The sequence below is a fragment of the Streptomyces sp. NPDC059371 genome, from assembly GCF_042751995.1.
Taxonomy (GTDB): Bacteria; Actinomycetota; Actinomycetes; order Streptomycetales; family Streptomycetaceae; genus Streptomyces.
In genome coordinates this window covers 1-5,913 of record NZ_JBHYXD010000188.1, presented here as the reverse complement: position 1 = coordinate 5,913, position 5,913 = coordinate 1, and the positions used below count along the sequence as shown (strand labels likewise).

The following is a 5,913-nucleotide window of genomic DNA, read 5'->3' as shown; positions in this document are numbered from 1 at the left end:
GCCGCCCCCGCCGGCTCCCCGCGCGCCCGCGCGGGGGCGGGGGGGGGGGGGGGCCCCCCCCCCCCCCCCCACCGCTCACGTCAGACCTGCGAGGTGACCTCCCGGCCGAGGTGCCGGGCGAGGAACCGGACCGAACTGTCCACCTCGAACATGGGGAACCGGACGTGGTCGCCCGCGTTGGCGTGCAACGTCTTCTCCTTCGAGGCGAAGGCGTCGAAGAGCGCGAGGCCGGCCTCGCGCGGGACGCGCTCGTCGTCCCACTGCAGGACGAACTCGATCGGGACGGTGATCTGCCGGGCCGCCTCGAACAGGGCGTCGGGCCACATCATGCCGAGGACCGCGGCCGTGATCCTGGGCTCGGCCGCCACCAGCGGCACCCCGAGCGCGGTGCCCATGGCGATGCCGACGTATCCCACGGGCCCGTCGGCGCCGATCTCCGGGAGTTCCTGAAGGGCGTCCAGGGTCGCCCGCCACTCCGGCACGGCGAGCTCGGCCAGACGTGCGTTGTAACGGACGACGATCGGCCCTTCCGGCTCGCCCGCGGCCTGCGCCTTGCGCAGCTCGGCGATCTCCTGCTCGTCGTACGCGGAGCGCGGCCGGTCGCCGTGACCGGGCGCGTCGATGACGGCGACGTGGAAGCCGCAGCCGGTCACCAGCATCTGTGCCCGGCCCAGCATGGCCCGGTGCCTCTTGTGGGCGCCCCCGCCGTGGCCCATGAGGACCAGGGGTGCCCGTTCGGCTCCGGAGGCCGGGGACCAGAGAACGCCGGGGACGTCGCCCACGACGAAGTCGCGCTCGATCATGCCGTTCGAGGAGGACTCGGCGGTGAACTGCAGAGCATGCATAGGTGTTGCCTTTCGGGGAGTGCCTGGTTGTGGAGGCGCTCCCGGCGACACCTACGTCGATCGCCGGCCGTGACGGGTAAGGGGGAGCACCCACGTCGTTACAGCGTTCATGGGTCTCACCTCCTCGGGCGGCATCACGGTTCGCTCGTAAACTACAAGCCCGGTCATCGTCCCGTCCAATGCTTTTTCCGGCGCCCGACGCGGGCGCCGAGGGCACGGTCAGATCGCCGGTTCGGGGAGCTCTCCGGGCGCGACCACGACGACCTCGACACGGGTGCAGCCGACCGCCTCCAGCGCACGGCGGCGCCGCGTGGCGGAGCGCTTGTCGTAGCGACCCGCGGAAGCCTGCGGCGCGCCGTCCGGGTCGGTCCACGTCAGGCTGTACCGACGATTCGCAGTCGACATGCAGCCATCCTCTCTGGCACCGGCGGGCGCACGCCGACCGGTTCATGGTCCATTCGGTGCAGCAGCATCACATACCCGGCGCCGTACCGGAAGGATTGGCGGAAATCGATACCTCAGGGCCCCGGTCGATCCGGTTCGGCGGGGTGCCGCGCGAGGGTGGGTGGCGGTGGACGGAGGGCAGGGGTTCGACGGGATCACGCCGTGTTTCCCTGTACGTCATTCCGTGGGCGCTTCGGGGATCTGGGCGGGACCGTGCCGGTCGAGGGCTTCTTCCAGTTCGACGCGGATGTTCTGGGGGATGTCGCCGTCGCGTCCCCAGACCAGGATCAGTTCGGCGACGTTGCGGAGCTTGATGTTGGTGTGCTGCGAGACGTCCTTCAGTACGGCCCAGCCCTGGTCCGGGGACACCCGGCCGAGCGCGACCATCATCCCGATGGCCTGGTCCACGACGGCATGCGAAGTGACCGCCTCCTTGAGCTGCTGGACTTCCGCCTCGAGCTCGAAGATGCGGTCGCTCTCCTCATTCGAATCCCTGGCTCCCGGTTCCATGAGTCCATCCTCCTGACTCGACCGGCCCGATGCCACCAAGGGCACGTCCGCCGCGGCACATGGCCGGAACCGTCACGCAGTGACCTCGAAGTGTCGAGAACCACTGTCGCGGCGTACAACCAAGTTGTCGATCTCTGATCGTTACGCCAAGGGACTCTAACGCACTGGCAAAGCCCGCTGGTTGTGAGCTTGAATGCGGCTCGGCGCGGTCGTTGTCGTGAACGCGTCCATGAAGACATGAGGGTGGGGACGAAAGTGAAGTCAGTTCCGGGGCGCGTCCTGGTGGGCATCTGCGCGATGGCGGCGCTCGCCGCGACGGCCGCGTGTGGCGCGAAGGACACCGACAGCAACACCGGCGGCAGTGCCCGCGGCTCGAAGAAGCCGGCCGCCGAGGCGAAGCCCGCCGCCCAGGAGGGGCTGAAGCCGCTCACCGAGGCGCAGTTGACGAAGGCCGTGCTCACCGAGAAGGATCTCAAGGGCTACCGCGTCCGCGACACTCCCGACGACGAGATCCCCGACGTGAGCGTGCCCGCGAACCCCGCCACCTGCCAGGCGCTGGCCGACATGTTCCTGCTGGGCACCGAACCCGACGCGACGGCCCGTGTGTCCCGCTCGGTGACGAACCTGAAGGCGACCGACGCCACGGTGCTGCGCGTCGGGCTCCTCGCGCAGAAGGAGGCGGACGCCAAGAAGGTGGTCGCCGACCTGCGCGCCCAGAGCGGGAAGTGCAACTCCTACGAGCACACCGACTACCACTACACCGAGGTCAAGCCCGTGAAGGCCCCCGCCCTCGGTGACGAGGCGGTGTCGTACTCGATGACCAGCGACATCGAGGGAACCAAGATCCCGGTGACGTACGCGGTCGTACGCAGTGGTTCGACCCTGGCCGTCTTCTACGCGATGAACATTCTGAGCGACAAGGCCCCCGACGTGTCGTCCGATGTCATGGAGGCGCAGGTCACCAAGATCGAGAAGGCCGCCTGACGGTTCTCCGATCGACCACCGCGAAGGGTCCCGCAGATCGTCTGCGGGACCCTTCGGCGCGTTCACACCCGGCACGACGCGGGCTCGCGCGTCGGTCGCGACGCGCCGTTCCGGCGAGACCAGCGCCTGAGCAACGGCCGATACGGCAAGGTCAATTCCGTTGAACTGCCCTTTAGAATTTGCCTGTTGACACCGCACGCGTGTCGCCTGCCCGGCCCCGTTCCGCCATCTGACCGCACTGCCCACGACCAAGGAGCACCGAATGCAGGATCGGCCCGAGGAACTCCCGACGCAGGCGCAGCCTGAGGCACAGGCGCAGGCACAGCAGCCGTTACCGCTGCCAAGACCCGAACCCACGCCGGGCCCGACACCGGGCCCGACACCGGCGAGCGCCTACGGGTCGCCTCCCGTCTACCCTCCGGCCCAGCAGTACGCGTACGGACAGCCGCCGGGCTTTCCCCCGCCGTCCGGCGGCAAGGGGACCGCGGGGCGCGCGGTGCTGTGGGCGGCGGTAGGTGCGGTGGCAGCCTCCGTGTTGTGGGCCGGAGGCATCGTCGTTCTCGGTCCGCTGGGCGACGACCCGGATCTCGCGGGGTACCGGGCCAAGGCCAATCTCTGCTCCGCGGTCGACTACAGCGCCTTGCGGTCCGAGTACGCCGAGGAGGACAACGCCCCGACGCACAACTCGCTGAAGCACAAGGCGATCGATCAGAGTTACTGCAGCATCTCCCTGAAGACGTCCTCCACTTCCTCCTACGCCGACGCGTACCTCTCGGTGGAGATGGACCTGCACAAGACGACCGACCCGGCTCCCGAGTTCACGGCCGTGTGGTCCGAGTACGGCCAGCGGTACGAGGATTACGAGGTGGAGGAGGTGTCCGGTCTCGGGGACGAGGCCTATCTCGTGACCGAGGACACCACGTCCGGCACGGGAACCAGCGGCAGCCGGGCGGTGACCCTCGCGGTGCGGGACGGCTGGATGACGTACCAGATGAGCTGGAGCGCGTATACGTCCTCCTACGGGACGACCACCCCGCCCGAGGTCAGCGAGGTTTCCCGGTGGGTGAAGACCGACACCCGCTCGACCCTGGAGAACCTCCGGTCCGACTGACCCGGCGTCAGAGGCTGTTCCATTCCTGGGCCGCCCGGGCCAGGTGTTCCCACACGGCGGCGAGGGCCGGGCTCGCCGACCCCTCGCGCCGGGACGCCAGATACAGGGTGTTCAACGGCTCCACCTCCGGCCGGTGCATCTGCACCACTTCGCCCGCGGCCAGTGCCGGAGCGGCGAGGTAGCGGGGCAGCACGGAGATGCCCATGCCGGCCACCACCGCGGCCAGCACGGCACGCAGGTCCGGAACGGTGACCGCGACCTGATTGGGCGGCCGCCGCCCGAACTCGCTGCGCCAGTACCGCCGGATGATCGGAAGATCGGCCGCGTAGGCCACCAGCGGTAGCTGGGACAGCGCGGCGACCGGGTCGGCGGCCAGCCGCTCCTGGTCCACGGCGTGCGCCAGTGCGGGTGGCCCCACCAGAAGGAACTCCTCGTCCACCAGCGGCGACACCGACAGTTCCTCCTGCTGGGGGCGGACCGCGGACACCACCAGGTCGAGACGTGCCGCCGTCAGCGCCGACAGGAGCTCCTCGGCCAGGCCCAGCGTCACCCGGATGCGGAGTCCGCGGGCCGAGAGCGGTGCCAGCGCGGGGAGTACTTGAAGGGACATCACCTCGGCCGCTCCGCCCAGGTGAACCGTGCCCTCCAGCGTGGTTTCCCGCCCCGAAGGAGCCAGGGCGGTACGCAGCCCGTCGACATGCAGGCCGACACGGGCGGCCAGCGCCGCCGCCCGGGGCGTCGGCTGTGCTCCCTTGCTCGACCGGACGAACAGCGGTTCGCCCAGTTGTTCCTCGAGACGGGCGAGCTGTCCGGTGACCGCCGGCTGGCTCACCCCCAGCCGCGCGGCCGCCGCGGACAGCGACCCGGTGCGGTAGATCTCGAGGAACGTCGCCAGTAGGTCCAGGCCGGGCATGGACACCTCCATCCATCACAAAGTTTATGAACTTCTTCCGGTCATCAAATTCTACTGATGGGTACACCGTGAGGGCGGGGCCCGGGGCCTCTCGTCGTACGACGCCCCGCTGCACATCCCGGGGAGATCGGCCACCTCTCGTCCATAACCCTTCTTATGGCGCGGCAGAGGCGGCAGGGCATTTCCGTGATGAATCCTGGAGTTGTCCTGAGCACCGCGTCACCGCGGTCCGCGGCCCACAGGCACCGCGCTTCCAGAGTCGTCCCACAGATAAGAGCAGGTATACCGATGTCGAAGATCCTGATGATCGTCTCCGCCGCCGACAGCTTGGTCCTGGCCGACGGATCCACGCATCCGACCGGCTTCTGGGCGGAAGAGGTCGCCGCCTCCCACAAGGTGCTGCGCGCCGCCGGAGCGCAGGTGGACATCGCCACGCCCGGGGCCGTCCGCCCGACGGTCGACGCCCTCAGCCTGGACAGCCGCGGCGGTGTGTCCGAGACCGACGCCGAGGAGTTCCGCACCTACCTGGACAGCATCGACGACCAGCTCTCCAGCCCGCTGCCGCTGGCGGAGGTGCGTCTGAGCGACTACGACGCGCTCTACATTCCCGGCGGTCACGCGCCCATGGCCGACCTCGCCCACGACGCGGATCTCGGTCGTCTCCTCAACGAGGCGGACGCCGACGGCACGATCGTCGCCGCGCTGTGCCACGGTGTCGCCGCCCTGCTCAGCGCCACGACCGCGGACGGCGGTTTCACGTTCGCGGGCCGCGACCTCACCTCCTTCGCCGACGAGGAGGAGCGCCAGGGTGGTCTCGGCGACAACACCCCCTTCTTCCTGGAGAGCGTGCTGCGCGAGCGCGGCGCCACGGTCGAGACGGGGGCGCCGTGGAGCGACAAGGTCGTCGTGGACGGCAAGCTGATCACCGGTCAGAACCCTCAGTCGAGCACCGCGACGGCCGAGGCCACGCTGAAGGCGCTGGCCGGCCGCTGAGTCCCGCTGACCACCGTCCGAGCCGCCCGCCCCGGGCCGCCGGGGTGGGTGCCCCCGCGGCCGGGGGCCCGGACAGCGCGTCGGCCGGGACACGCCGCCAGGGAGATGTAGGT

General features: G+C 69.8%; 7 protein-coding genes. 3 read left to right on the top strand and 4 right to left on the bottom strand.

Annotation, left to right across the window (positions count from 1 at the left end):
* Window positions 1-80 precede the first annotated feature (80 nt).
* From ACFXGX_RS42890 to ACFXGX_RS42880, 3 genes are all read right to left on the bottom strand, one after another.
* Window positions 81-845 carry an alpha/beta hydrolase family protein gene (locus ACFXGX_RS42890; RefSeq protein ID WP_384803843.1) on the bottom strand — a complete coding sequence of 255 codons (765 nt, stop codon included), beginning with the start codon at window positions 843-845 and terminating at the stop codon, window positions 81-83.
* 219 nt (window positions 846-1,064) lie between these two features.
* A complete protein-coding gene (locus tag ACFXGX_RS42885) occupies window positions 1,065-1,250 on the bottom strand; it encodes a hypothetical protein (RefSeq protein WP_384803840.1) in 186 nt (61 codons plus the stop codon).
* Window positions 1,251-1,466: 216 nt separating this feature from the next.
* Window positions 1,467-1,799, bottom strand: coding sequence for an ANTAR domain-containing protein (locus ACFXGX_RS42880; RefSeq protein ID WP_384803837.1), 333 nt, complete (start codon window positions 1,797-1,799; stop codon window positions 1,467-1,469).
* Between the two features lie 255 nt (window positions 1,800-2,054).
* Between ACFXGX_RS42880 and ACFXGX_RS42875 the strand changes: the two genes are divergently transcribed.
* Complete coding sequence (locus tag ACFXGX_RS42875; protein WP_384803834.1) at window positions 2,055-2,783, top strand: hypothetical protein; 729 nt, start codon at window positions 2,055-2,057, stop codon at window positions 2,781-2,783.
* A 262-nt stretch (window positions 2,784-3,045) separates the two neighbouring features.
* A complete protein-coding gene (locus tag ACFXGX_RS42870) occupies window positions 3,046-3,894 on the top strand; it encodes a hypothetical protein (protein ID WP_384803832.1) in 849 nt (282 codons plus the stop codon).
* A gap of 7 nt (window positions 3,895-3,901) precedes the next feature.
* On the opposite strand, the gene ACFXGX_RS42865 is transcribed toward ACFXGX_RS42870, so the two are convergent.
* The gene (locus ACFXGX_RS42865) at window positions 3,902-4,807 is read right to left on the bottom strand and encodes a LysR family transcriptional regulator (RefSeq protein WP_384803829.1); all 906 of its coding nucleotides are present in this window, start codon (window positions 4,805-4,807) and stop codon (window positions 3,902-3,904) included.
* Window positions 4,808-5,095: 288 nt separating this feature from the next.
* Here ACFXGX_RS42865 and ACFXGX_RS42860 point away from each other — a divergent pair, with 288 nt between their 5' ends.
* On the top strand, window positions 5,096-5,800 hold the full coding sequence (locus tag ACFXGX_RS42860; RefSeq protein ID WP_384803826.1) for a type 1 glutamine amidotransferase domain-containing protein: 705 nt from the start codon (window positions 5,096-5,098) through the stop codon (window positions 5,798-5,800).
* The last annotated feature ends 113 nt before the right edge of the window (window positions 5,801-5,913 follow it).